Below are 23278 nucleotides of genomic sequence, written 5' to 3' on the forward strand. Positions count from 1 at the left end.
CGCGCCGTCTCCTCCGGAGACATGCCGCGCCGTCACTACGTGACGGAGAGTTGCACCGTCGCTCCGCGACGGTTTGTAACGCCGCTCCGCGGCGTTACAGGCTGGCTAGGGGAACGAGTGCCGGCCCTCGCTGGCCCGTTACGTAATTGGAGTAGCGGCATCGTTTGGCTTTGGTGCTCTCATACGCTCTTGACCTGCGGTTTTATCTCTTGGGGTGCTCGACTGCTAGTGACGAGGTGGAGCTGACTTGCGTTGAAGCGCCCTCCGGGCGCCTCTCCTTCACCTGATGTGTACCCATTATGTAACGCTCTCAGGTCGGTACATAATTTATGTAACGGCTACTCTTCGTGCTGGGTGTAGTGGTCTGGACCTCTTGTGAAACATTCGATGCCCGAAAAGGTGACAGAAAATCTCCCAGAGGGATTATGTAACTCACCGAGAGCGGCGCACATTTCCGGTGTATTCAATCGCGTTACATTATCTGCTTTCTGGTGGGGTGTTGGGTATTCTGTACTGATCCTCTCCGGATGGTGTTCTCCAAAGAGGTGAATCGTTGTGTCGCGAAGCAGAATATCAGGATCTAATTCGGAGCTCGTTTTTCTTGTGCTCGGGTTTCTTTGGTCGGCCCTCGTGGCGGTCGGCGTGAGAATGACATGGCTCTTCGTCACTCATGCCAGCAACGGAGTGAGCGCCACCCGTCAGTGTCAATGACCAGATCGCCGCGCCTGCGCCACTGACGCTCGGACGACGACGTTCGACTGACACTGCCCCGCAGACCATCAGCGTGCCTCCGCTGGGCGGCCTCACGGCACCGCGAGCCGGTGACCGTCGTGCGAGCGGGAGCAGCTGCCCGACGCGGTCGTACGACCGTTCAGACCCGGGCGACGTCCAGAACCGTCCAGCGACGTCCTCAACTCCGCTGCCCCGGCCGGATGCCCGCTCGCCGCCGGCACCGCGCTACGCAGCTTCCGCCGCGCCGCAGCGCGAAATACCCCGCCGGTCCCGCCGACATCCACTACCCTGGTCAGACCGACGCGGGGTGGAGCAGCTCGGTAGCTCGCTGGGCTCATAACCCAGAGGTCGCAGGTTCAAATCCCGCCCCCGCTACCACGATCCGGCCCCCGGTGACATCACGTCGCCGGGGGCCGGAACCGTTCCGGAGCAGCGTTCCCGCGTCGTACGCCGTCGCGGGGGCGTATCCGGGGTGGCGTCACGCGTCAACGGGCTGTCCGGCTCCGACTGTTCGGGCCGCCGCGCGAGCACATGGTGGTGCCGGCCTCGGTGAGCAGGCGGTGGACGAAGCCGTAGGACCTGTTGCAGCCCTGGGCGAGGGTCCCTTGTCGGGTCCCTTGTCGTACGCCTTCTTCAGCTCGGCGCCGATCTTGTGTCGGGCCGGCCCTTTGATGTGGACGCGGATTCCCAGCATGTCGGCTCCCTTCAGGCTCGTGCTCGTACTCGTGAACGGCTGCGGCCGGCGCCGCGGTGGGCCGGGCGCGGCGCCGGGCGGCTCACCGGCGGGCAGCGGCGCCGACGTCGCCCGCGTTGACCAGCGCCGCCCTCAACTCCCCCACCCCGTGGGGGAGTTCGCCGGGGGACAGCGCGGTTGCGGCGTCCAGCAGGGCGCGGGCGTTGCGTCGTACGGCCGTCTCCCGCCACGTCCCGGGCGCCTGGGCCACCAGCAGCGCGGCCAGCAGCAGGGCGTCGGCGCGGTCGGGGTGGGCGGCGGCGCGGTCGGCGACGAGATCGGCGTCGGTCAGGACCGGGGAGTGCTCAGCGCTCGCCCGCATCAGCTCCAGCCACACAGTCTCCTCCACGGCCGCGTCCGCGAAGGCACCCGCACCGGCCAGCGCCCCCTGTGGCAGGCTGGCCGCGAGCGCGGCCCGCCACAGGTCCACCGCCGCCCCCACCCGCGTCTGCTCGGCCGGCGGGAGCGGGCCGTCGTCGCCGGTGTGCGGCGTGCGGGCGGCGATCGCCTCCAGCAGGCGGGAGACCGCGGCCACGCCGTCGCCGGGGCCGGCCGCCAACTCGGTCCACCAGGCGGCGGGTTCGCCCAGGAGGGCGGGGTCGGCCAGGAGGGCGTGCGCGAGGTGCTCGGCGGCGCCGGGCACCTCGCGCAGCGCGGCGAGGAGCTCGGCGCGGTCCAGGGCGGCGAGGAGCTGCCCGTCGGGGCCTCCCCAGCGCAGCCAGGAGGCGGCCGGCGACGGCCGGCCGGGCTCGATCCCGTAGAGGGCGGTGCGGTGGGCGGAGGCGAACGCGGGCGCGTACCGGTGCAGGGCCGGCAGGTGCACCCCGATCGCGGTGGCCACCGCCTCCTGGCCGGCGTGCGCGGCGAGGACGCCGGCGATCGTGTCCAGGACGTCCTCGGGCATCTCGCCGGCGGTACGGGCCCGGTGGACGGCGTACTCCAGCAGGCAGCCCAGCGCCCGGACTTCCGGATCCGATCCCACCAGCGTCGGCGTCGTCGCCTCTCCTGCGGTTCCCGAAGCAGCGGCGCCCGGGCCGCCGGCCGGGGCCGGGGTAGCGGTGACCGAGGTGGTGGTGCCGTCCTTGGTCTCCGCGGCGGGGGCGGTGGCCCCGTCGGGGCGGGTGAGCGGGGTGACCAGTGCCTTCAGGTACGCCATGGCGTCCTTGTCCTGGTCACCGGCGAGGGCATCGGCGCGCCAGGCGGCGGTGAGCAAGTCGAACAGCGCCTGGTCGGCGAAGAACACCCCGGCGGGCCGGCGCCGTACGCCGTCGGAGCCGACGGTGGGGGCGATCTCGCCGAGGCCGCGGCGTACCTCGAGCGCTGCGGCGACGGCCGCCGGCAGCGCGCCGGAGGGGAAGGCGCCGGGGTGGTCGGCGTGGACGGCTGCCGCGGCGAGGTAGAACGCGGCGAGCTCCGGCAGCTTGAGGGCGGCCAGGACGGCGGGCACGTCGGTCGTCCAGGTGGCCGGGTCGGCGGCGACGAGGCGGAGCAGCACCATGGCGTACCCGTCGTCGCCGGCGTCCGGGGCGGCGGCGATCCGGGCCGCGGTGGCCACCGGCCCTTGTCCGGCCGCCAGTTCCACCAGGTTCTCGGCCTGAAGGGCCGTGGTGGTCTTGCTCGGTTCCAGCACGGCTTGGGCGCGTGGGTCGGACGGGCCGGCGGGCTCCAGGCGGCGCAGCGCCTGGAGGAACGGCTCCCAGCCCTGAAGGACCGTGGAGGTCAGGACGGGCGACCAGTCCCACACCCGCAGCCAGCCGGCGAGCGGCTCGGCCCTCCCGTCGGCCTGGTCGGCGTCGGCGGGCAGCACCTCCTCGACCAGGGCGGCGGGCGGCGGGGTGCCCAGGGCCGTACGGACGTCCGACTCCAGCTGCGCTGTGTGCTCGGGCGGGCAGGCGGCGAGGAGCAGCTCGACGAGGCGGGCCGGCTCCGGGTCGGGACCGGCGGCCAGGGCCTGCGGGACGAGCGCGAGGCCCTCCTGCCACCATTCCTGGCCGTCCAGGGCGCCGGCGGCCGGTGGACGGTGGGCGAGGTGCGCGGCCATCAGGCGGGTGTGGAGGCGGGCATCGAGGCCGGCCACCCGCCGGAACTGGCGGGTGCGCTGGGCCAGGCCGGTGCCGGCGTCCGCGTCCGCCGCGGCCACGTCCAGCACGGCGCGCGCCAGCCGCGGCCCGCCGAACGCCGCGGTGTCACCGAGGCGCACCCGGTCCAGGTCGGCGTGGAAGACGACCGGCCGGGCCTCCTCGGCGGTCAACTCGACATCGTGGGCGAGCAGTTTGGCCAGGACCACCCGGACGGCGCCGATGTTGCGGTGCGCGGGGCCGCGGTGGCCGGCCGGGTAGGCGGTGCATGCCAACTCCCGTACCAGCATGGCGACGTCGTGATCGGGTAGACGGGACGCGCCTTCCAGGGCGGCCAGCTCGCGCATCTCCTTCTCGTCCACCACACCGGCCGCCGCAGGCTCCCCGGCGGCGCCGCCGGAGGTCTGTGTCTCGGCGGCGGCGCGTTCGGCGACGGTCCGCAGTGCCAGGTGGCCGGTGTGCTCGTCCTCGACCGCGCCGGTCAGCAGCTCCTCCACCACACCGATCCACTGCCCCGTCCGCTCGGCGCGCGGAACCGCGCGGGCCCACCTCGCGGCCAGGCGCAGGGTCGCCCCCACCTCCAGGCCGCCCCCGTCCCGGACACCGGGGCCGGCCAACACGGCCTGGAGCTGGGCGGCATCGACGGCGTCCCAGCGGCGTACGGCCACGCCCAGCAGCGCGTTAAGGGCGAGGCGGCCGGTGGCGGCGATCTGCTGGGCCCGCAGGACACCGGGGGCACCCTGGTCGGCGGGTTCGCTCAGCCAGGTGCGGACGGCATCCGGGTCGGCGGCGGCGACGTGGTCGAGGAACGGGGCGGCCGGCCACCGTCCGCCGGCCGCCCCGTCCGGCATCAGCAGGTGCGGCGCGTGCTCCTGCAGCACGTTCAGCCACGCCGTGGCCGGGCCGGAGCGGAAGAAGTAGTCGGTGGCGCGCGGGTCCGCCCAGCCGGCGAGCTCCTTCGCCTCGGTGGCTTCCGAGTGTTGGAGGGCGACCAGCTCCAGGACACGGGCCGCACGGTCCGGGAGCGGCACCAGCAGGTTGCGGGCCGCGCCGAGGATGTCCGCGTACAGGACGGCGGCCTCGCCGGCGTGGGCCGCACGGCCGTGCAGGATCCCCGAGGCCACCCCGTAGACGGTCCCCCACACATCCAGCGCCGTCTCCTGCGCCGCACCGAGCTCCACCTTCATCAGCCGCTCGACGATGCCCCGCGCCCGCGCCTGGTGATACCGGCCCGGGCGGTTGAGCTCGTCGCGCAGCACGTCCGCGGCGGCCGTCACCCGCTCCCACGCCGCACTCGCCCCGGCGGACGCGCCACCAGCCGCGTCGTCGGCATCGGCGGTGCCGGCTTCGGCGGCCGGCCCGTCGGACGGGGAGGCCGCACCGGCCGAGGGCGCGGCGCCTGCCGGGACGGCCGGCCCGGCCGGCCCGTCCGGCCCGGAAACCTCGGCGGCGGGGGGCGCGACGGCATCCACCGCGGCCAGCAGGCCTTCCGCTGCGGGCTTCAGTCCCACCGTGACCGGGGCACCGGGCAGGCCCAGCAGCGAGTCCGCCGCGGACCGCACACACGCCGCGGCCACCTCCGCCGGCCGTACGAACCCCGCCCCGGCCAGGACCCGGTGGGCGTCCCGCAGCAGCCCCAACGCCCGTACGCCCGCCTCCCCCTGCGCCGTCAGGGCGTCCGCGAGGACGTCGTCGACCTCGGGCAGCACGCTCGCGCCGGCCGGCGCCACCTCGTCGCTCATCCCCGCACCGTAGACCCGCCGGCCACCACCGGCGGACCGGCTATGGCGAATCCGCCATAGCCACCCGCCCGACCTGCCGCTCCTCCCCACGTGCCGGCCGCCGACACCGCCCTGCCCGCCTCGGCGCGCACCGAGGCAAGGCGGTCGTACGACACGGCCGGCTGCTGCTCGTCACCACGGCCGGGTCCCGGTGGGCACCCGGCGTACGGCCTCGCCCGGGGCGCAGCACATGGCGGGCGTCGCCGTACGGCCGCACGCTCTCGCATGGGCGCGTGCGTGAAAGTGTGTGAATTTGTGAAAGCCCCTCAGGCGGCGCCCAGTGCCCTGGTGGTCAGGTTGGTGCGCAGCCGCGGCAAGGGCGGACGGGGAGCAGCGCTTCGATCGGGAAGAGGCCGGCCGTTGGCCGGCGGGGGCGTGCCCCCTGTCGGGGGCCGCGTGCGGGGTAAGGCCGGGTCCCTTTCGGGACCCTGGTCGACTCGGGTGCGGGACCGGGGCTGTTGGCCCCGGAGCGGGTGGGCCCCCGGCACCGTCCTCCCGGTGCGGGGGCCCATGTGTGTTTCCGGTGTCGGCTGTGGTTTCGGCCGGTCGGGGGTCAGGTGCGCCGGCGCGGCATGCGCGTCCGGTGCACGAGCGGAATGCCGAGGCGGGCGGCCACGGTTTTTTCCAGGGCGGAGACGACGTGGCCGGGGGTGGCGTCACGCAGCGGGATCACCCAGTACTCGACCCACTCGTCCCGCTTCGACGTGCTGCCGTTGATGTGCTGGCCGAGCCTGGTCGCGGCGGCCCCCCGGTTCAGGGCCCGGGTGGGGGCGGTCTTCCCGCAGTAGCAGGCGTTGCCGTTGCGGTTGACCGCGATGTAGATGGCCTTGTCCTCGTACCCGGAGTCCTCGCCGATGGGGATCGGCTCGGGCTGCGGTTCGACGAGCCACTGGCCCGCGAGCCGGGCGAGCATGGCGTACCGCTCGTCGGTGATGACGACGACGCCGGCCCAGGTGGTGTCGGTCATCAGCGCGGCTCGCCCTCGGCGATGCGGGCGAGGTCGTTGCCCATGAAGCTGAGCTGCTTGAAGGACGGCTCCACGACGGTCCAGGAGAGTTCGGTGGTGGTGCCGTTCATCTTGCGCAGGGCGATCAGGTCGTCGAGGTCGGCGCCGGCCGCGGTGAGGGACATCTGGAAGGCCGTGAGGGCCTTGTCCTCCAGTTCGGTGGCGGTGGGATCGTTCTGGTAGCCCTCGGGGGCGAACCCGTGGTTGGCGGCGAGGCGCAGGTGGGCGTTGAAGTCGCTGCCCTTCCAGCCGTCCTGCTCGACGAGGTGGCCGTCGGCCCACCACCGCGGGCGCAGGTTGGCCCGGATCCGCTTGATCGCGTCGGCGAGCACCTGCCGGCCCTCCTTCGTGTCGAGGACGGTCTTGATGACCGTGCCGACGCCGGCGCGCATGACCTTGATGTTGCCCACGATCTGCTCGGCGGAGCCGCCTGGCGCGAGGAGGTAGCCGCTGGTGACGAGGGTGACCATGGCGATCACGCCGAGGAGCAGCCGGGCGGGGACGTCGCCGTTGTCGGCGCGCTCCAGGAGGTCGTCCACGGCCTGGTCGTTGTCGATGTTCTCGACGGACCACTCATGGTCGGCGAGGGCCTGCCACAGGCAGCCGGTGTCCAGCGCGGTGCGCACAGGCGCCAGCTTCTCCTTGGGGAGGCTGGAGTAGGAGCGCAGGCCGAGTTCGACGATCGGGCCGCTGCGGTGGGTGACCTGGAGGCGGCGCTTGTCGAGCTTCGCGGCCATGACCGCGTTCAGCCGGGGCTCCTTGCGGGTGAGCTGCTGGACGACGTACGTGAACCGCAGGTCGCGGAAGGCGGAGTTGAGTCCGAGGGACTTCATGGCGTCGGTGACGTCGGCGCGGCCGAGGAGGACGTCCCGCACGGCCTGGGCGTTGTCGCCGAGCTCGCCGGCATCGAACAGGGCGGTGACGATCTCCTCGGCGGTGACGCTGTTCTTCGAGGACGGATCGAACGACTTCACCCCGACGTTCATTCGCATCAGCAGCGAGCGGACCGCAACGGGGAAGCGTCCCATGCCCATGGTCGGGTTGTCGTCGGTGTAGCCGACGATGACCTGCACCGGGACGGTCATCGCGTTGAGGAGCCTGGCGGCCTGGTCGCGCTTGGCACAGGCGGCCCTGCTCGTGCCGGTGGCGGCGTTGATGTCGCGGTGGGCGTTCTTGACGATCTCCCGGACGAGATCCCGCCGCTCGGCGAGGGGAAGCCGCATGAGGTGGGACGGAAGCAGACTGTCGGGGTCCTTGGCGTTGGTGGGGCGGATCGAGCTGGACGGGACCTTGATGTCGGCGGTGCAGGACGCCCAGCGGCTGTTGCCGTCGACGAGGCTCAGGTCGTCGTCGGGGTGGCGTCCGGGGTTGAGGAAGGTGACAGGGACGGCCGTCAGGGGCCGCTCCACGATGCGCCGGCCGACTTCCTGCGGGTTGTTCTTCCTCACGCCCTTGGACGCCCGGTCGATGGCGGCGAGGAGGTCGTCCATGGCGTCGGCGTAGACGAGGGTGGCGTCGGTGTCGTGCGCGGTGGGCATGGACAGGACCCGCTGGTGGTCGCTGGTGTCCGGGTCGGCCGCGTAGTGGGCCTCGTCGAGGAGCCGGTCGTTCTCGATCGCGGGGGACAGCAGCAGCGTGTACGCGCGGTAGGTGATGACGCTCAGCCAGCCGGTCTCGACGCGGTGGCGCTCCAGGCGGGCGCCTTCGAGGAGTCCGGGCTCGACCGCTCCGAACGCGATCCGGCGGACGGCGGCAGGGGAGATCTGGACGCCGGCGCTCTCGAGGAACTTGATCGCCTTGGTGGTCTTGCTGACCGGCTCGACGCGGTGCTCGAACGGCGTCGAGCGGTCGCCGGAGCGGATGTCGATGACCTCGATGCCGTCGATGTCGTCGTGCTCGTCAGGGATGTCGATGGTGCTCACAGGGCCTCAATCGAATGGGCCGGCGCGAGGCGGGCTCGCGGCCGGTGACCGGCGTACGCGAGCAGAGCGCCATCGGAGCGCAACGCACCCGTGCCCGCCTGGTGAGGACCGCGGTCCGTCGCTGGGCTGACCCGGCGTCGCTTCGGTGACCCGCAGGCGGATCCGGGTACCCGCCCCGTGACGTGCGGGCGGCGTACTCAGGTCTTGCCGGTGGATACCGCGGTGTCCACCGGCTGCACAACAGGCCGCCCTCGGCGGCGACGATGACAAAAGGGTACGCCCATCCGAACGGGCGCAGTACGCGAGTTGACGGTCTTTCCGATCCGACCGGCTGCGACCTGCACGATCTCGCCCGACGGCCCGTCAGGGGCTGAGTGGGGGTCGCCTACCGTACGGCCGGCGGGTCACCTCGACGTCCGCTCCGCCGGGGCGCCGCGGACGACACCGTCGTACAGCCTCGCCACGGCGCGTACGGCGCGCGGCGGGTGGACGAGCAGCAGAACCGGACCCGTTCCACGACGTACGGAGACCCGCGCTTTCCCCCGGCTCCGGGAGCACGTCCGCCGTACGGCGGACGAATCCCCGGGCCGGGACGCCGAGTTGCGCTGGTCGCTCCCTCGGACCCGGTCGGCGCCGTACGACGCTCGCGCCGCCGGCGGCGTCCGCTCGAAGGCCTCCAACCCGCTCCGGCCGATCACCCATACGCAGATTTCGACCAGAACTGCAGGTCAACCACCGCACTAGGAAGGTCAGTTGACCCCTCGCGGGCGGTCCGGGGCGCGGCCGGGCGGAGAGCGGCGCGTCGAACGCCGGGCCGGCCGTTGGCCGGCGTGAGGCGTGCCCCCTGTCGGGGGCCGTGTGGGGGTGGAGGCCGGGTCCCTGCCGGGACCCTGGTCGGTGAGGTGCGGGACCGGGGCCGTCGGCCCCGGTGCGGGAGGAGGGGATGGTGCCGGTCGGCGCGTCGGGGCGGTCGGTCGTGGCGCTCACGGCACTGACAACAGGCCTGGCCAGGAGGGTTTTGGCACGGACGTCTCATTGTCAGACCCTGCCGGTAGCGTCGTTGGTGTCCACGGGCCCGCGCATACGGGAGAGCCCTGGAAACACGGTCCTTGCTTGGCGGCTGGCCATGTCCCAGGAGCTCCCGGTGTCCGGGTCCCCCGGCCCCCTCGTACAGGCAGCAGGAGAAACCCTTGGTCGCCGTCTACCTCGACACCAAGAGGCGCAGCAGCGAGATCCCGCCCCGCGGGGACCTGTACATGGCGATCACGGCGGGTGCCGCCGTCGCGGCGGTCCTTGTGGGGCTCGGCCTGGCGTCCCAGCCGCCGGCCGCGCAGACCCCGGTCGTCGCTCCGGCGCCGTCCTGCCCGTCCCCGCCCAGCAGTTGCTGAACCGCCTCGGGGCGGGATGCGTCCGGGGTCCGGTCGGTCATAATGCCGACCGGCCCCCGGGAGCGGCCGGGAAGCCCCGCATACCCGGAGAGGTACCGGCGGACGGCACAGCCCCTCGTGTCCCGCCTCCATGCCGGCCAGACGGGATACGCCGGCGGCGATGTCGACATGTTCGTGCGCGGCGCAGCCGGCCAACAACGCTCACTCACCGGACCGGCAGCGGGCGGGGAGGAGCACAGCACCGGTTCGCGGGCGGGCGGTGAGTAGCAGAACACCCCTCGTACCGGCACCCCGGCCGGGCGCCGGTGCGGTGGCGGGCATGCGCGTCGGTCCGGCACCGAGGGCGGTGCCGGACCGACGTGTCGGCGGGCGCGGGTCCAACGCGCCTGCCAGAGTCCTCAAAACGGGTTCGGGCTTGCGACCAGGAGCCGTCAGGAGGACACCGGCGGACTCGCCGCCGGTGCCGTGCTGTCCACCACCGTCTTGGTGGAGGGGCCCAGACCGCAAATCGGCTGGAACAAACGGTGGGCCGCCTCGGAGGCGGCGCCCCGGCAATTCACCGCCGACGTACCGGTGTTCCCGCCCCGGCCGGGCCGCTGATTCGGTTGCGAGGCGGGGAACACCCGCGAGGCCAGAACTTCTCATAACGGCTATAAGGGGCGCTGTGCGGGGCGGGGCGACCGCCGTGCGTGGAAGGCTTGTGCCGCGCAGCCCGATCACCGGCAGGGTCCAACTGCCCCTGGGCCGCGCACCCTTGCGACCAGTACCCCGGGCCCCGGCACTCTGCCGGCGGCCCCCGTCAGGACGGAGTCCTGCGCACCATGAGCGACACCTTCGCCTCCCGCCCAGCCACACCGGCCGCGCCCTGCTCCTGCACCCACACCGCCACCGCGGCGGCGGAGAGCGCCGAACCGGCCCCGGCGGCGGGGCGGTTCGGCCCCACGCACGCGCTGATCCTGCTGCTGTGCGTCCTCGCGCTGGGCAGCGGCCTGTTCCTCGCCGACACCCCGCTGGAGAGCGTCTTCACACTGCTGGGCGGCCTGGGCGCGATCGGCGCGGCCACCCTGGCCGCGGCCGGCGGCGGCCGCCGTCTGCTCGCCGTCCTCGCCGAGGCCGCCGTGCGCGACGCGGGCAAGTAGGCGGTCCGTCATGACCCATACCCCCGCCCGCGACGCGGAGCGCCCCTTCGCCCACCTCGCCGAACACCTGACCGCCCTGCGCCACACCGCACGGCTGCCCCAGCGCGCCGTGGCCCACGCCGCCAACATCTCCCGCAGCGCCGTCCAGCGCGCCGAGTCCGGCACCGCCGCCCCCACCCCGGCCGTCCTCGACGCCTACGTCCGCGCCTGCGGCGCCAGCCCGGCCGACCAGGACAAGGCCCGCCGCCTGTACGCCCTCGGCCGCACCGCCCAGCGCGGCAAGCCCCGCGCGCTCCAGGCGCCGGCCCCCAACCTCGTCCGCGACGCGCGCGACTTCAGCCTCGTCCTGGTCGAAACCTACGAACGGGCCGGCGCCCCGCCCCTGCGCGACTTCGACCGGCCGGGCCGGGCACGGGTGCCGCTCGCCACCGCCTGGCGGATCGTCAACCGCAAGGCCCTGCCCGCCAGCCGCGAGCAGCTGATCACGTTCTTCACCGTGTGCGGCATCCATCCGGCCGCACAGCGCCCGTACCTCGACGCCTACCAGCACGTCACCGCCCAGCGCGGCACCCGACCCGCACCCCCGCGCAGGCAGCTCACGCAGCTGATCCGCCGCAGCCACCCGGTCCCCCTGGCGTACGGCGGACCAGACATCGGCATCCACTACGACTTCGACCGGCTCGCCGCGGGCATCAGACCGGCCATCGAAGGCCTCGCCGCACACCGCGCCCGCTACGACGTCGACCGGCTGGCCGCAGGCATCAGACCGGCCATCGAAGCCCTCGCCGCAGACCCCGGCATCCGCAACGCTCCCACCGTCATGGCCGCGGGCGTCCAGGTACTCGCGGACGCCTTCGCCGTCATGTACCGGTCGGCCAGCCGGGAAGCACACCGCAACGGCACCACCCCACCCGACACCCCCGTCATCGCCCGCACCACCGACGACCACGGCATCGACCTCATCACCCACACCCCCGACGCCGGCACGGTCCTTTACCAGATCAAAACCCACCAGCAACGGCCCGGCCCTCCCCCGGCGTTGACGGGCGCCCGCGTCCCAGAACCGCCACCGCCCAAGGCCGACGCCCGCGCCGCCTGACCACCACGGTGGCGACCAGCACGGCGAGCAGCAGCCCCACGAGCACGGAGAGGCGGCGAGGCTGGTGGTCGCATGAGAATGACATGGCTCTTCGTCACTCATGCCACAACGGGTGAGCACCACCCGTCCGCACCAACGACGATGGCATCGCACCTGCGCCACTGACGCCCAGACGACGAGGTCCAATTGGCACTCCCTCGCAGACCGTCAGTGGTCATGTCAGGCGCCGATGCCGATGTAGGAGACGTAGGTGTAGGCGCCCCAGTCGGAGTCGAGCTCGGCGATGACGTCGTCCCAGAGGTCTTCCATGGTGTCCAGGTCGCTGGCGACGAGGGCGTCGACGGCGTCGTCCCAGATGTAGCGGACCTGCCGGTGCTGGATCCTCAGGTTGTCGCGGCGGCGTGGCTCGTCGACGGTGGTCTGGTTGACGGGGTGGATCTCGATGCGGGTGCCGCGGCCGTTGCGGTTGAGGTGTTGCTTGAGGGCGCCAGGGTTGGTGAGCACGTTGTGGGCTCGTAGGTTCCAGTAGGCGGTGTCGATCGCTTCGAGGTTGGCTGGGCGTGGGCGCTGGGTGCCGCGGGTCCAGGCGCGGATGGTGGCGGGGGTGGCGTGGATGCCGGCGTTGGCTAGGGCTTGGGGGCCGCTTTTGGTGGTGGTGAGGTAGCGCATGCGGGCTTTCAGGCCGCGGCGGGTGTCGACTGGGGATTTGATTCCGCCGTCGATGATCATGCGTTCGAGGGCGTCTTCGAGAGCGCGGGCGAGGGCGACTTTTCCGTGGACGTTTCCGGGGTCGCGGTCTGCGCCGTAGTTGCCGAAGTTCTTCCATCCGTCGGTCGACATCTATCGGGCGCTCTTCCTCGGCAGGGGGTATTGGTCTTTTTGTTTCATCTGGGTGGTGAGACGGCCTTCGGTGAATACGGTGCGCCAGTCGCCTGCTACGTGGAGTTCGTCGGTGCCGCGGACGCGGACGACGGTCAGGCCGTTGCTGTGGGCTCGGTGGGATTTATACCAGAGGTTGGCGAATGCCTGGGAGCGGATGATGTGCATCCAGTCAGGTCGGCGGATGTCGCGGTTGACGCTTGATTCTCCGATGGTGGAGGTGAATTTCGAGTACATGGCTTTGATGTATTCGATGGTCACCGCGTCGTCGGCTTTGATGGCTTTTTCGCGGGCTTCGGTCAGGACGCGGCGGAATTTTTCCAGGAGGCCTTCGCTGGTGCCGGAGGTCCAGCATTCGGTGATGTGTGGGGCCTCGCACAGGCCGAGGCGGGCGCAGCGGACGAGGAGGCGGATGGTGGCGTCGTCGAGGAGGACGGGGCCGTCTTCGCGGCGGTTGCCGATCGGGTCGGGCAGGTCGGGGTGGTGCCAGGTGGGGCGGGTGGGGAGGCAGTAGATGCCGGAGCGCTTGGGGTCGAAGCCACCGTTGGGGTCGTGGATGAGGGCGCCGATGGGCAGGTGGGTTTTGAAGGCGGACAGGAAGCTGGCGTTGGTGTCGAGGGCGTTGACGGTGATCGGGGGGTGGGTGCCGTTTTGGAGGGCGTCCATGAGGTGGGTGTTGGTCCAGTTGTGGCGGCCTTCCCAGATTTCGTCGGCGCCGTCTTTGGTTTTCTTTCGGAGGAATTCGAGGGTTTCCGGGTAGACGGTGTGTTCGTAATTCCCGCCGACGCGGGTTGCTTCGAACAGGGCCATTGCGTTCGGGACGGCCTTTTTCACCAGGGCTTCGGTTGCGGCGGTGATGTCACCGTCGTGGTCGTGGAGGGCTTCGTCGACGGCGCGGGTGATCATGCCGGTGAAGTAGCTGTAGTCCCGGTTTGCGTAGCCGCCCTCGGGCGGGGGTGGGGCGGTGGTGGGGCGGGGCGATGGCCTGCGTGGGGCGGCGGTGTGGGCTGTCGGGGCGGGCTCGGTGGGCGTGGGGTCCGGGGGCGGGCTGGTGGGGGCTTGGAGGGGCGCTTGCGGTGTCTGTGCGGGGGGGGTGTGCGGGCTCGCGGTCGGTGGTGTCTGTGGCGCTGGGGTGGGGCTGGCGTAGGGGTGGGTGGGGTCGGTGATGCGGGCGTGGGCGAGGTCGGCGTGGAGGGTGAGGGTGGTCTGCGGGCCGAGGTCGCGTTCGGTGATGGTGGCGTGGATCTGGTCGGCGTCGCGGGTCAGGGTGATGGTGATGTCGAGGCTGAGCGCGGCGATCAGCTGGGGGTCGTCGGTGTCGACGGCGGCGAGGACGGGGAGTTCGTGGGTGCGGGCCAGGTGGGCGAGGGCCTGGGCGGCGTCGGTGATCTGGGCCGTGCCGGACAGCGGCAGCCGGGGGTCTTCGGTGGTCTGCAGGCGGTCGACCACGACGAGGGCCAGGCCGGGCAGGTCCGGGACGCTTTCGGCGATCGCGTCGGTGGTCAGATCGGTGCCGTCGTCGATGTACAGCGGGGCTGAGGCCAGGTGGTGGTGGAGGGCCGCGGCGTCGTCCTGCTCGGTGGGAGTGAGGCGGCCGGCTCGCAGGCGACGGTAGTCGACAGGCAGGTGCGCGGCGACGATGCGTGCGGCGATGTCGGCGCGGGTGAGTCCAGAGGCGGCGTACAGGACGGGTCGGTGCTGGTCGAGGGCGCTGGTGCGTGAGGCGGCAGTGGCGATCAGGCTGGACCCGGCGCCTGGGGCGGCGGCAACGAGATAGAAGCGGCCGGGCTGCAGGCCGCCGAGGGCGTCGTCCAGGGCGCGGATGCCGGTCGACAGACCCATCAGGGGTGTGGGTGTGGTGGTTTCACCGGTGGGGACGGTGGTCGGGAGGACGGTGTCCAGGGCTTGCGCGAGTGCGGCCAGGCGCCGCAGAGTGCGCGGCGCAGTGATGGCTGGTGGGCCGCCGGCCGCGATGGCGGTCTCATGGCCGGTACCGGGCGTCGCGGGAGCGGGGGCCGGCCGGCCCTGCTCGGGTGGGGCCGAGGGGGGTCCGGGGAGGGCGGTCGGCGGTGTGACCGGGTGCTGGAGTGCCGGGGGGCCGGGTGTGGGGGTGGCGGGGGTTGGAGCGGTAGCGGCTGGCGAGCCGGTGGGGATGGTCGGCGGGGCCGGTGGGGCCGGGATGGTGCCGGGTGAGGCGGGGGGTGTACTGGCAGGCGCAGGCGTGTCTTGGGCTGCTGGCGCCGGTTCCGGCTGTGGTTCCGAGGGCGTGGTGGGTGCAGCGGCCGCTTCGGCAGGGGTAGTTGTCGGCACGGGTGCGAGGTCTCTGGCGGCATCGGCTTCGGCTGCTGTGGTCGGAAGGGGGTTCTGGACCGCTTGCCGGCCCTCAGGGGGTGTTGTGGTGGAGTCCGGGGCTGCTGTTGCAGCCGGAGCTGCTGTGTCGGGTGTGGGCTCGGCTTGAGGTGCGGGCGGGGCGGGGGTGCCGTCCACGGCTGCGGCGAGCAGTACGGCGACGGGGGCCTTGTGGCGGCACAGCACCTGGGGGTGGCCCTCCGCGCCGTACTGGATCAGGTCCCCCAGCGTTTTGCGAGCGCCCGCGAAGCTGTGGGTTGGGGCTTGGGTGAGGTCCCAGCCCAGTTCGGTTGCGTGGGCGGGGGTGGTAAGCAGTGCATGGTGCGGGCCGCGCGTCAGGGGTGTGGGGTGCCCTTCGATGGCGGCGTTGATCATCTGCTTGAGTGTGCTGCGGGCCTCGTGCAGCGTCGCCGGGCCGGTGCGCGGCAGGGAGTGTGGTGTTTCCACGTCAGGGGCGGTGGAGGTTGTTCCCGGCTTGGTCAACGGGCCCTCAACTGACTCGGGTTGGCTGTCCTCGCCGTGTCGGCGGCCAGCGTCTTCGGAGGCTGTCTTGGCCGCTGCGGACGGGGTGGGAGGCGTCGGGAAACTCAGGGGCCAGTTGCCCGCCCAGCTCGGAGCCTGGTCGGACGGCTCCGTTGAGGCTCCAGGCGGGGCAGTGTGGGCGGAGTTTTCCGGCACGGCAGCGCCGGAAGACGCCTCACCGGCGGTGTGGGATGAACGCGAGGAGGACACCCGGGGACTCCAAGAGCAGAAGCGGCAAGCGGGTTGCGAGGGGAAGGTCGAGCAGTCGGCTCGGCAGCGGCCGCCAGCAGGTGCGGAACGACCGGACCGCCAAAAAATGTAACGCTGCCACCTACCCTAGCTGACGGTACATAATGTCGGGCGGAATTATGTAACGCCAGGGTGGGAGTCGCGGGTGATCACGCCCGATCCTGCCCGGGAGGATGGGTGGCGATGGGCGGAAGACGGTAGCCGGTAGAGCTGTCAGGCATGATCGGCAACCTGCCCCGTGGGGGTGGCGCGCTCTACCAAGGCCTTCAACTGGGCTCGGAAGGCGGCCTGCTCAGCGGCCCACGCTTGCCTCTGGGCCTCGTCCTCCGGCTCGTCGTCGCCCTTAGGTTCGTCGTAGTCCTCGTACAGCCAGTCGTCCGAGGTCTGCTGCTGGAACACCCTCTCGCGCATCCGTTCTTCGTAGTCCTCGTACGTCTCGTCCGGATGGATCTGCCCGGTACGGCGCTTGATCTCCTCGTCGCGCTCGCGGCGTTCCAGGTACTCCTGCACAGCCGGGTCGGCGTCCGCGCACACGTACCCTCTGCCTCGCCGGGGCGGCTCGGGCGGTTGCCGGCGGTCCTCGATGCGGTCAAGGACCGCGTGCCACTGGGCGGCGTCCACGACGCTCACGTCGAAGGCTTTCAGGAGCCCGGACAGCTGCTCTCGGCTGGGCAGGACCTTCCCGCCCAGGATCAGGTGGACTGTCGAACGCGGTACACGGTGCCCGTCGGCCTTGGTCGCCTTCTCGATGGCGCTGTAAGCGGGCCGGCCGGCCCGCAGGCGCAGCCGCGTCAGTTCCTGGCCCAGGGAGGCGGGGGTGCGGACCTGCCGGGTGCGTCGGCCGCGGCCGGTCAGCTGCGGGCGGGCTTTCTCGATTGCAGCTGCCTTCCACAGGCTCAGGGCTGTCGCTTCCCGCCGCTGCGTGGAGTGGCTGCCGGGGTCGCCGGCAGCGCGGGCGTAGGCGAGGACGGTCTCGAGCGGGGGCAGGTGGGTGCCGCGGGCGGCCTGGCTGAGGGTGGAAGCCCCGCGGTACCCGGGCGTGTCCGGTGGGCCGGTGCGCTCGGACAGGGCGGCGTAGGTGGTACGGGTCTCGCCCTTGAGCTGGCGCAGGTAGGCGGCCAGGACCCGCAGTCGGGGGCTGGTGCCGACGGCGACGGGTTTGGTGGGGCGGCCCATCGTCACCGGCTGCGGCGGCGGGAGGGCTTGGCGACCTCGCTGGAGCGGCGGCCGGTGATCAGGTCGGCCACGGCGGCGGCCACCACGACCAGCGCGGCCGGGACGGGCCGGTTGCCGGCGGCCAGTCCGGCCGATGCCAGGACGACCACGACGATGACCACGACCTCGGGGATGCCCAGCCGACCCGGCCGGGTGCGGGCGGGGAGGCGGGTGGAGCAGAACGCCGACGGCTCGGGGCTGGCGGCGGGCAGGGGAAAGGCGGACATGAGAGCAACTCCAGGAAGGTAGGGGTGAGGCACCCAACCCGGGTGATTCGGGAAGGGATTGGTGCGGGATCGTGCCCGCCGTCGATGCCTCAAGGTTCCCTCGCCAACGCTCTCAAGGCCAGTCTGATCGGCGCCCGTTCAGGCTGACGTGTTCACCGTCGTGAAACGCAGGTACGTCGTTCGTCCCTGCTCAGACCACCTGGAAAATCGAGTTAACCCGAAACCATCCAGAGTGTGCGCCATCCCGGGTGCAGCTGGCCGAGAGGCGTGTGAAGCGAAATTCCCGACCCAGGACACGAGGTCGAGTGGGCGACAAGGGCGTCTGGTTCCCCTTCTGTGGCCGGCAGCAGCCCGCCGGGGCGGGTGACGGAGAGCGGAGTACATATCCCCTTTCGGGGTGCAGAGAGTGTGTGGCTGCGACAATGAAGCACCGCAGGGGGCGGGTGGGGCGACTTCGCTGTAGGTGAGGGTGCATGCCTCTTTGCGTGAAGGGGGAACGTGGGGGCATGGTTTGAGCGCATGGCGGCTGTCCCTGGCCTTGCCTTTGCCGGGAGCCCGGGTGTCGTGCGGGAGGCGCTGCCGGGCGCAGGGATTCGTCCGGACGAGTCGTACGGCTCGCCGATGTGGCCGACCGCCGAGGGGAGTACGTCTGCGACACCGGCCAGCCGGCATGTGCCGTTCGACGCGCGCGGCGCTGAGCTGATCGCCCGTGTCTGGGAGGCGCTGGAGCTTCCGGGCTCGGCCAGGGACTACCACTTTGTTCTGCAGAGCGCGGTCGATCGGCTGTGGAGTACACGTCGTGCGGAGCCTGGGGCCCTCGCCGCGCTTGAGGTGTTCGCCCTGCTGGACTTGGAGTTGATGGAAGCAACCCCGCACGCGGTGTCCTTCGACACCACTGATGCTCCGGCGGCGTTTGTGCGGGTGTCCTCGGTGCCACGGTTGATCGGCCTGCTGGAGCGCGAGGGCGCCTTCACGGAAGCACTTGAGCTGGCGCGGCGGTTGGCCCGTTTCGGGCAGAGCGAGGATGTGGCGGCCCGGCTGTCGGAGAAAGCCCAAGCGCTGGTTGCCGAGGCTGCGGCACAGGGTGGATCGTCATGAGTGCGGGTCTGGAGCGACTGATCCCGGCTGCCTCCTACTTGGAGGAGGCGTTCTTGCGGTGGGTGCTCACGCCGGCCGTGGACGCGTCGATCGTTTCGCGGGTGAGGCGCTGCAGTTGGCCGTCGAGCTCGACGGGTTCGCCTTCCACAGTGACCGGGCCGCGTTCACCTACGACCGGCTGCGACAGAACGATCTGGCCGCGACCGGTCTGACGGTGCTGCGGTTCTCCTACGACGCGGTGCGTACGGACACGGCGCGCTGCGTGGCCCAGCTGCAGGCGATGCTGAGGCAGGATCCGCTCCTGGCGCCGCTGGTGACAGCCATGCCGCGTATCGAGATCCCGGACATGGCTGGCGATCCGATGCGGGCAGCCGATCCGCCTGGCGGTGCCGAACTGCCTTCAGGCGGGGCGTACTTCGCCGGTGTACAGGCCAGGGTGGACCGGGCGCCGCTGCGGGCGTGCCAGGACGAGGCATTGGCCGCGTTGGCGAACTACTACGCCTCCGGCGGCCGGCATGCGGCTGCGGTGATGGCGGTGGGGTCGGGCAAGACGGCCCTGGGGGTGGCGGCCGCGTTGTCGTTCAGCAGACGGCGGGCGCTGGTGGTGACCCCGGGCTCGGTCATCCGCGGCACCTTCGCCAAGGCCCTCGATCCGGGGATGCCGGGCAACGTCCTGTATGGGCTGGCGGGCGGGCCGCTGCTGCCCGGCGCTCGCCCGCCGGCCACGCTCGTCCTGGACGCGGACGACGGGCAGATCAGCCAGGTCAGCCGTGAGCGGCTGCTGGACGCGGACATCCTGGTCACCAACTTCCATGCGCTGGGCACGGGCGACAGTGACGGAGACCTGCTGGCCAAGTTGGAGCCGGAGGACATCGACTTCATCGTCGTCGACGAGGCGCACATCGCGGCCAGCGCCTCCTACCAGCGGCTGTTCGCCCACTTCCAGGGTGCGCGCACACTGCTGATGTCGGCGTGCTTCCAGCGTTTGGACGGCAAGCCGATCGACGCCGATGTCGTCTACCGTTACCGGCTGGTGGACTCCGTCGCGGACGGGTCGGCGAAGAACCTGCGGGTGCACCGGTTCGCTCCCGAGGTGGCGTCGACGGTGTATGAGGCGGTGTGGCCGGACGGGCGGCGCGAGCAGATCGTGGGCCGTGCTGCTTTGCTGGCCACGCTGGGCGACGAGCGGAAGATGGCACGCATCACCGCACAGTCCGAGGCGCCGATCCACCAGGTGATGGCCGTGACGCGGGCGTGTCTGGATGCGCAGGCCAAGCTGCTTGCACCCGTCAAGCCGAGGGCGCTGTTCGCAGCGATGGGCCAGGCGCATGCTGAACAGATCGCACGGATCGCCGAAGAATACGGGATCCCCAGTGCCACGCTGCACCACAGCATGCCCGCCTCCGCGATCGCCTCCACCCGGCGGCGCTTCGAGTCCGACGCCGGGGATCTGCAGGGCATCGTGCAGCTGCGGATGCTCGGCCAGGGCTACGACTTCCCGCCCATCACCGTGGTCGTGCCGCTGCGCCCCTATGGCAGCTTCGGCGAGTTCTACCAGTTCGTCGGCCGCGGTGTCCGCGTCCTGCGCCAGACCGCGGTGGCTGCCGACCAGCAGTACCTGGACGTGGTCTGCCTGCCGAACTCGGCCTGGAGGAGCATCTGGAGGCCATGTGCGCGGACAACGACATGGATCCCGCTGTGCTCCTGGATGTCCCGCTGATCGACGCCACCACCATGGAAGGGGATCTCCCCGGCCCCGGCGGCGCCGCGGAGGGGGCCGGTGGGGGCCTGGGCGGGGTGGACGCGTTCGTGCTGTACGAGCGGGGACGCGTCGAGCAGCGCGTGGTGCACGAGTTGGACCGTGTGGAGGCCCGAAGGACGGAGCGGGAGATGCAGCTGATGGCCCAGCGCTACGCCGTCTATGCGCAGAACACCGCTGCGCCGGTGCCGTTTGAGCAGTTCGTCGAGTACATGCGGAGGCTGACTGGTGGCCAGTGACCCGACACGCTGGTGGCAGCCGACCGTGGAATGTAGTCCCGAGCAGGCACTTGCCCTGGAGCGGGCGGCCGGGCAGCAGCAACGGTTCGCCGACATCGACGCCCTGGCGGCCAGACTGCTGGCCACAGGGCTCGCCGGACGGCCGGTGGCCACCGTCGTCCCCGGCCGAGGACGCCACACGCCGGACACCGCCAAGGTGACGGCCCTCACCCGGGAAGAGGAAGTCTTCTGCGCCAACGCTTTCGGGGTCCAGGAGCAGCAGCGGCTCGGGGCGTGGTACCTGCCCCAGAAACTCTCGGTCAAGGCAGGGGCAGTCAATCTGCCGTATCTGCTGCGTGAACGCCCTGGCCACGCTCTGACGCTGGCCGCCGATGACACCGCCCGCCTCACCGCTGTGGAGGACTGGGACACGGTGCTGCTGTGGGCGCTGCTGGTGCCGCTGTTCGAGACACTGCTTCAGCCCATCCGGCTGCGGGCGGCAGGAGAGATCTTCCCTCGCACAGAACAGCAGCGGTTCTGGACACTCATCGAGGAGCGTTACCGGCTGCTGGGCATCGACGAGAGCGCGCTGGAAGCCTTCCGCTTCGGCGGCGGCTGGCACCAGCTGGACCGTGCGGGACAGCAGCAGGCCCGCCTTCGTTTGCTGGACACCCTTGCCGCCGCCGACCTCGTGCAGCTCGCCGCACGCCACCGGATCCAGCGGTTGCAAGGGCTGATGGCTGGTTTCGCCAAGAAGGCCAGGACGGGAACAGCCCTGGCGCGCCGGGTGCTCACCAAAGAGCTGCAGCCGGTCGTCTCCGCGTACTTCGGGGGCGACTGGCTGGCTGTGCTGGATTACCTTCAGGCTCCCCCTCACCCGGATGAGGAGATCATCACCGCTCTGCCCGAGCCGCGTCTGTACGTCGGCATGGCCACGCAGACGGCCGGCATGGCTGCCGAGGCGGGCATCGCGGAAGACGAGGTCCATGCGATGCTCGCGGCCTTCCTCGGCGGCGGCAGTTCTCTGTCTCCGGTGGAGGAGCGGGCTGCGGCCCTGCGCGGCTGGTGGGCAGGCTTCGACCAGGCGCATGCCGGCCAGCCACGGGGAATGCCGTCGTTGTGGGGGCTGGTCGATCAGGATCTGATGAGTCTGAACCCAACCGAGCAGGGGCTGACCCCCCAGTTGTACCGGCAGCGTCTGCCCGCCGATGTCCTCGAACGGGTGGGGCGGCTGTGGGAGACGGTGACGCTTGCGCGGTATCCCAGCAGCATCGTCAGCAACCCGCGCCCGCACCAGACCATGGCCGAAGCCCTCGGTCCCGCGGCCGAGTTCTGGCACGGCGTGGGCCTGACCGCCTGGTTCGTGTGCGAAGGCCCCTACTCCCGCACCACCTTGGACCGCGTCGACCGCTACTACAGCAGGCCGCTGGCCGCCCTGCGCGCGGCCGGATGCCCGGTCGACACCGCCTTCTTCCGCGAACTGCAAGCCGCCGAACAACTCCTGGGGCCGGAGGAGGAGATCACGGACAGCGAGGACAGTACGGTCGAGACCCCGTACGGGCAGATGACGTTCACCTCCAGCATGAGTCACGGCGCCCGTCGGGACGGCTTCGAGCGGGTACGGGACCTCATCACACGACACCGGCGGGCCTGGGCCGAGCAGTATCTCGGTGCCTTCGTGGAGGGCCGCTGGCGCTCCGAGTTGGAGGAGGTCGCCCACCAGCATCACCGCTTCGTCGCCGCCAAGGGGCGTCCCCCCACGCTGCCCCAGTTCGCCCGGTTCGCGACCACGGCAGCCAACCACTGGACGGGCGGCGACCTGGGGGCGCTGTACACGGCCATCGGAGAGCCGGCGTCTTCCCCGCAGGAGCGGCCCGCCCGCCTGCTGGCCGGCGACGGCTACGACTTCGCCCGCCGGGTGTACCAGGAGCTGGGCGGCAAGCCCGTCGACCACGACGCCTGGGTTAACAGCCCGGAGGAAACCCAACGGCAGTGGCAGCTCAGCCGCCTGGCCACCGAAAGCCTGCGCCACCTTCAACTACAGGAAGCACTCGGGCGGCCGCCGACCGCCAAGGAGTTCGGCGCTCAGCGACTGACCTGGCCCTGGCCTGGCGAGGAAACCGAAGGCTGGCCCATCCTCCAGCATGTCATCGCGGCTCTTACTGGTACCAGCCTGCCGCCGATCGCACCCCCCTCCCCCGCCGTCCCGGCCCGCAACGGGGAAAACGCTGCTGGGCAGTTGCTGGCCAAGGGTGCCAACACGGCCGTGGCCACGGAGCCGACGACGGTCCGCATCACCTGCACCGGCGCACCCGTCGATGTCTCCGCTGTACTCCTCGGCCGCAACGGCAAGGTACGCAACGACCACGACCTCGTCTTCTACAACCACCCCCACCACGACGGAGTCCGCGTCGGAGGAGACACCGTCACCGCCGATCTGAGCCTCATCCCCGACGACATCACCACCATCACCGTCATCGTCAGCATCGACCTCGACGCCCAGCCCACCACCGTCTTCGACCAGCACACCCAGTGGCAGGCAGACATCATCCAGCCCTCCGGCACCCAACTGGCCTTCGCGCCGGGGCCGTTCTCCTCAGGCGAGACCGTCACCATCGCAGTGGAGCTCTACCGCCATACGAACGGCTGGAAGGCCCGTGGCGTCGGACAGGGCTACAACACCGGCCTCGCGGGCCTGGCCACCGATTACGGCATCAACGTCGAAGCCTGACGCCCCCGATCTGGTACGCGAAGCCGTCGACGACCAGGTCGGTGCGGCCGCCGCCGTCGATCTCGCGTGCGAGAGCCGCTGCTGGTGCCCAACCTTCCAGGTGTTCCCGGGCCAGCTGGATCTTGCACACACGATCTCCCCTTGGGTTTCCGT

General features: G+C 71.4%; 15 protein-coding genes, 1 tRNA gene and 1 pseudogene. 8 read left to right on the top strand and 9 right to left on the bottom strand.

Features of this window, described 5'->3' with window-relative positions:
* The first annotated feature begins 1033 nt into the window (after nucleotides 1-1033).
* Nucleotides 1034-1110, top strand: a tRNA-Met gene (locus tag ACFYW8_RS39370).
* 107 nt (nucleotides 1111-1217) lie between these two features.
* Here ACFYW8_RS39370 and ACFYW8_RS39375 read toward each other — a convergent pair.
* The 4 genes and pseudogenes from ACFYW8_RS39375 to ACFYW8_RS39390 form a co-directional block, all read right to left on the bottom strand.
* Nucleotides 1218-1292, bottom strand: a pseudogene (locus tag ACFYW8_RS39375) (transcriptional regulator); the annotation flags it as partial.
* 216 nt (nucleotides 1293-1508) lie between these two features.
* The gene (locus ACFYW8_RS39380) at nucleotides 1509-5285 is read right to left on the bottom strand and encodes a hypothetical protein (RefSeq protein WP_389090332.1); all 3777 of its coding nucleotides are present in this window, start codon (nucleotides 5283-5285) and stop codon (nucleotides 1509-1511) included.
* Between the two features lie 592 nt (nucleotides 5286-5877).
* A complete protein-coding gene (locus ACFYW8_RS39385; protein ID WP_215073653.1) occupies nucleotides 5878-6291 on the bottom strand; it encodes a hypothetical protein in 414 nt (137 codons plus the stop codon).
* Nucleotides 6291-8252, bottom strand: coding sequence for a hypothetical protein (locus ACFYW8_RS39390; RefSeq protein ID WP_215109910.1), 1962 nt, complete (start codon nucleotides 8250-8252; stop codon nucleotides 6291-6293). The genes ACFYW8_RS39385 and ACFYW8_RS39390 overlap by 1 nt, the downstream gene beginning before the upstream one ends.
* A 1190-nt stretch (nucleotides 8253-9442) precedes the next feature.
* Between ACFYW8_RS39390 and ACFYW8_RS39395 the strand changes: the two genes are divergently transcribed.
* The 3 genes from ACFYW8_RS39395 (at nucleotide 9443) to ACFYW8_RS39405 (ending at nucleotide 11878) form a co-directional block, all read left to right on the top strand.
* Nucleotides 9443-9640: a hypothetical protein gene (locus ACFYW8_RS39395; RefSeq protein ID WP_327216512.1), complete on the top strand. Its 198-nt coding sequence runs from the start codon at nucleotides 9443-9445 to the stop codon at nucleotides 9638-9640.
* 821 nt (nucleotides 9641-10461) lie between these two features.
* Nucleotides 10462-10779: a hypothetical protein gene (locus ACFYW8_RS39400; RefSeq protein WP_215109911.1), complete on the top strand. Its 318-nt coding sequence runs from the start codon at nucleotides 10462-10464 to the stop codon at nucleotides 10777-10779.
* Between the two features lie 10 nt (nucleotides 10780-10789).
* Nucleotides 10790-11878, top strand: coding sequence for a helix-turn-helix transcriptional regulator (locus ACFYW8_RS39405; RefSeq protein WP_351490224.1), 1089 nt, complete (start codon nucleotides 10790-10792; stop codon nucleotides 11876-11878).
* A gap of 219 nt (nucleotides 11879-12097) precedes the next feature.
* Here the strand turns inward: ACFYW8_RS39405 and ACFYW8_RS39410 are convergent, their stop codons facing one another.
* The 4 genes from ACFYW8_RS39410 to ACFYW8_RS39425 all read right to left on the bottom strand — a co-directional run bounded on the left by ACFYW8_RS39410 (nucleotide 12098) and on the right by ACFYW8_RS39425 (nucleotide 17319).
* The gene (locus tag ACFYW8_RS39410; protein ID WP_215109913.1) at nucleotides 12098-12718 is read right to left on the bottom strand and encodes a hypothetical protein; all 621 of its coding nucleotides are present in this window, start codon (nucleotides 12716-12718) and stop codon (nucleotides 12098-12100) included.
* The gene (locus ACFYW8_RS39415; RefSeq protein ID WP_389090343.1) at nucleotides 12719-14599 is read right to left on the bottom strand and encodes a DnaB-like helicase C-terminal domain-containing protein; all 1881 of its coding nucleotides are present in this window, start codon (nucleotides 14597-14599) and stop codon (nucleotides 12719-12721) included.
* A 1491-nt stretch (nucleotides 14600-16090) separates the two neighbouring features.
* The gene (locus ACFYW8_RS39420) at nucleotides 16091-17053 is read right to left on the bottom strand and encodes a hypothetical protein (protein ID WP_215111811.1); all 963 of its coding nucleotides are present in this window, start codon (nucleotides 17051-17053) and stop codon (nucleotides 16091-16093) included.
* 2 nt (nucleotides 17054-17055) lie between these two features.
* Complete coding sequence (locus ACFYW8_RS39425) at nucleotides 17056-17319, bottom strand: hypothetical protein (protein ID WP_215072324.1); 264 nt, start codon at nucleotides 17317-17319, stop codon at nucleotides 17056-17058.
* A gap of 564 nt (nucleotides 17320-17883) precedes the next feature.
* Here ACFYW8_RS39425 and ACFYW8_RS39430 point away from each other — a divergent pair.
* The 4 genes from ACFYW8_RS39430 to ACFYW8_RS39445 are packed head-to-tail and all read left to right on the top strand — an operon-like array spanning nucleotide 17884 to nucleotide 23125.
* A complete protein-coding gene (locus ACFYW8_RS39430; protein ID WP_351490231.1) occupies nucleotides 17884-18417 on the top strand; it encodes a hypothetical protein in 534 nt (177 codons plus the stop codon).
* A 58-nt stretch (nucleotides 18418-18475) separates the two neighbouring features.
* Nucleotides 18476-20137 carry a DEAD/DEAH box helicase family protein gene (locus ACFYW8_RS39435; protein ID WP_389090350.1) on the top strand — a complete coding sequence of 554 codons (1662 nt, stop codon included), beginning with the start codon at nucleotides 18476-18478 and terminating at the stop codon, nucleotides 20135-20137.
* The gene (locus ACFYW8_RS39440) at nucleotides 20104-20415 is read left to right on the top strand and encodes a hypothetical protein (RefSeq protein ID WP_389090354.1); all 312 of its coding nucleotides are present in this window, start codon (nucleotides 20104-20106) and stop codon (nucleotides 20413-20415) included. Before ACFYW8_RS39435 ends, ACFYW8_RS39440 begins: the two co-directional genes overlap by 34 nt.
* On the top strand, nucleotides 20405-23125 hold the full coding sequence (locus tag ACFYW8_RS39445) for a TerD family protein (RefSeq protein WP_389090357.1): 2721 nt from the start codon (nucleotides 20405-20407) through the stop codon (nucleotides 23123-23125). The genes ACFYW8_RS39440 and ACFYW8_RS39445 overlap by 11 nt, the downstream gene beginning before the upstream one ends.
* Here ACFYW8_RS39445 and ACFYW8_RS39450 read toward each other — a convergent pair.
* Nucleotides 23109-23255, bottom strand: coding sequence for a hypothetical protein (locus tag ACFYW8_RS39450; protein WP_215103706.1), 147 nt, complete (start codon nucleotides 23253-23255; stop codon nucleotides 23109-23111). The genes ACFYW8_RS39445 and ACFYW8_RS39450 overlap by 17 nt on opposite strands.
* Nucleotides 23256-23278: the final 23 nt, after the last annotated feature.

The sequence above is a fragment of the Streptomyces sp. NPDC002742 genome (assembly GCF_042888885.1).
Classification (GTDB): Bacteria; Actinomycetota; Actinomycetes; order Streptomycetales; family Streptomycetaceae; genus Streptomyces.